Source organism: Streptomyces silvae (genome assembly GCF_016745505.1).
GTDB lineage: Bacteria > Actinomycetota > Actinomycetes > Streptomycetales > Streptomycetaceae > Streptomyces > Streptomyces silvae.
The window spans coordinates 1-2,596 of sequence record NZ_JAERUC010000094.1 but is presented as its reverse complement, the minus strand read 5'-3'; the positions used below and the strand labels follow the sequence as shown (position 1 = coordinate 2,596).

General features: G+C 72.8%; 4 protein-coding genes. All 4 read right to left on the bottom strand.

The features are described from left to right. Nucleotides 1–44: 44 nt before the first annotated feature. Genes JKV81_RS14605 through JKV81_RS14590 form a run of 4 tightly spaced genes read right to left on the bottom strand, consistent with a single transcriptional unit; the run spans nt 45 to nt 2,366 of the window. Nucleotides 45–617, bottom strand: coding sequence for a Clp protease N-terminal domain-containing protein (locus JKV81_RS14605; RefSeq protein ID WP_202076301.1), 573 nt, complete (start codon nt 615–617; stop codon nt 45–47). Then, complete coding sequence (locus JKV81_RS14600; protein ID WP_033298277.1) at nt 617–826, bottom strand: sigma factor-like helix-turn-helix DNA-binding protein; 210 nt, start codon at nt 824–826, stop codon at nt 617–619. The genes JKV81_RS14605 and JKV81_RS14600 overlap by 1 nt, the downstream gene beginning before the upstream one ends. Then, nucleotides 823–1,404, bottom strand: a complete 582-nt coding sequence (locus JKV81_RS14595; protein WP_202076299.1) for a GNAT family N-acetyltransferase — start codon at nt 1,402–1,404, stop codon at nt 823–825. Before JKV81_RS14595 ends, JKV81_RS14600 begins: the two co-directional genes overlap by 4 nt. Next, nucleotides 1,401–2,366 carry a zinc-binding dehydrogenase gene (locus JKV81_RS14590; RefSeq protein ID WP_124276017.1) on the bottom strand — a complete coding sequence of 322 codons (966 nt, stop codon included), beginning with the start codon at nt 2,364–2,366 and terminating at the stop codon, nt 1,401–1,403. Before JKV81_RS14590 ends, JKV81_RS14595 begins: the two co-directional genes overlap by 4 nt. Between the last annotated feature and the right edge of the window lie 230 nt (nt 2,367–2,596).

The window sequence follows — 2,596 nt, the reverse complement described above, 5'->3', positions numbered from 1 at the left end:
CCGGGGCCGGCTCTCCCGGGGCCGGCTCTCCCGGGGCCGGGGTGTCAGCTCGCCCGGGCGTGGCCCTCTCCCCCGTCGCCGTACAGGGCGCGCTCCACCGCCGCGTAGGTCGCACCGTGTTCGGCGAGCACGTCGGCGACGACGCCGGGGCAGGCGGTGAGAGCCAGCAGCAGGTGCTCCTCGCCGATGAAGCGGTCGCGCCGGCCGAGGGCGATGCGCAGGGATTTCTCCAGGATGCTCTTGGCGCCGCCCGTGAAGGGGCGGTGCCCGGAGCGCCGTCGGCGGTTCCCGCGATCGCCCGCCAGGGCTCCTTCACCGTGGGCGCCCTCGACCCGGGCCACGATCTCGGTGACGTCGATGCCGATACCGGCCAGCGCCTCCGTGTCGGCCCTGGTGAGCCCGCCGCGGCGGCGGGCCTCACCGAGCGCCGCCTCCACCGAGGCGCGCCGGTCGGTGAGCCCGAGGGCGGTGACGGCGAGGGAGGCCCGGCCTCCCTCCTGGTCCAGGAGGGAGAGCAGGATGTGCTCCTCGGTGACCGAGTCCGCTCCGGTCCGTTCGGCGTGGGTGGCCGCCCCGGTCACGGTGGCCCGGGCGCCCTTGGTGAATCGCTCGAACATCAATGCCTCCCGTACTTCTTGTGCACGGCCTGCCTGCTGACTCCCAGCTCGGCAGCGATTTCCTGCCACGACCATCCCTGGACGCGGGCGCTCCTCACCTGGACGGCTTCGAGCTGCTCGAGCAGACGCCGCAGCGCGGCGACGGCCCGCAGGCCGACGCGCGGGTCGTGGTCACCGGCACGTGCGGCGAGATCCGTTGCTTCGGTCATGATGTCAACGTACGTTGACAGCCAGGCCACCGTCGACCCTGGTTGACATCATCGTCGGCGAGGCGCGCGTGGCGCTCCACGTCGTACCGGGTGTCGCCGTAGCGGAGCTTCTGCCGCTCGATCCCCTCCGTGGCGAAGCCGGCCCGCATCGCCACCGCGCAGGAGGCGGGGTTGTTCGTCCGGTGGCCGAGTTCCAGCCGGTGGAGCCCCAGGTCGTCGAAGGCCCAGCGGGCCAGTGCCCGTACGCCCGCGACGGCGATTCCTGTGCCGCGTGCCGTTTCGACGGTCCAGTAGGAGACCCAGCCGGTGTCGTGGACGTGGTTCACCGCCGCCACGGCCACCGAGCCGAGCGGGACGCCGTCGCGGACGACGGCCCAGGTGTAGCCGGTGCCGGCCGCCCGCTCGCTCTCCCGGGCGGCGATCCACTCCAGCGCTTCGGCGGTGTTCGTGACGGGCCGGCCCGCCTGACGCGCCATCTCCTCGGACGCGAAGGCGTGGAGCACCGCAGAGGCGTCACCGGCCCGCCAGGGCCGCAGCGACAGACCCTCCGGCGTCAGCAGTTCACCGGCCGGGCTCACGACGTGGTGAGCACGATCTTTCCGAACAGGTCGCCGGCGGCGAGCCGCTCGAATCCTTCGCGGGCGCGGTCCAGCGGCAGGGTCTCGTCGATCACGGGCCGCACACCGGTGGCCGCGCAGAACGACAGCAGGTCCTCCAGCTCATCCTTGGAGCCCATCGTGGAGCCGACGATCCTGAGTTCCAGGAAGAAGATCCGGGTCAGTTCGGCGTGCGAGGGGCGGTCGCCGCTGGTGGCGCCCGAGATGACCAGGGTGCCGCCGGGCCGCAGCGACTTGACCGAGTGGGACCAGGTCGCGGCTCCGACGGTCTCGATGACGGCATCGACGCGCTTGGGCAGCCTCGCGCCGGGCTCGTAGGCCTCGACGGCTCCCAGTTCGACGGCCCGCTTGCGCTTGGCCTCGTCGCGGCTGGTGGCGAACATCCGGAGTCCGGCGGCCTTGCCGAGCACGATCGCGGCCGTGGCCACCCCGCCGCCCGCTCCCTGGACGAGGACGGAGTCCCCGGGCCGTACACCGGCGTTGGTGAACAGCATCCGGTACGCCGTCAGCCAGGCGGTGGGCAGGCAGGCGGCCTGCTCGAAGGTGAGTTCCTTCGGCTTGGGAAGCACGTTCCAGCTGGGTACGGTGACCAGCTCGGCGAAGGTGCCCTGGTAGCGCTCGGTGAGGATGGAGCGCGGCTCGTCCGGCCCGACCCCGTGCCCTGTCTGGCCGATGACGGAGTGCAGGACGACCTCGTTGCCGTCCTGGTCGATCCCCGCGGCGTCGCAGCCGAGGATCATGGGCAGCTTGTCCTCGGCGAGGCCGACACCTCGGAGGGACCAGAGGTCGTGATGGTTGAGCGACGCGGCCTTGACCTGGACGGTGGTCCAGCCGGGGCGACCCTCGGGCGAGGGGCGTTCGCCCAGCTCAAGTCCGTCGAGGGGCTGGTCGCGGTCGATGCGTGCGGCGTAGGCTGCGAACATGGCCATGACGATAGGGCGTGACGCCACGTGACGTAAGCGTTCGAGAGTGTGACACGCACCGCGCCGGGCACAGGGGCCGCCGCCCGCCCGGCGCCCGACGGCATGTCTCAACCCGCCCGGCGTTCGATGGCAACCCATCGCCTGCCCGGCGCCCGTACGAACCCCGGGCCGCCCCACGCCAAGGCCGGGCCCCAGCCCGCCCGGTGCCCGAGGGCAACCCAGCCCGCCCG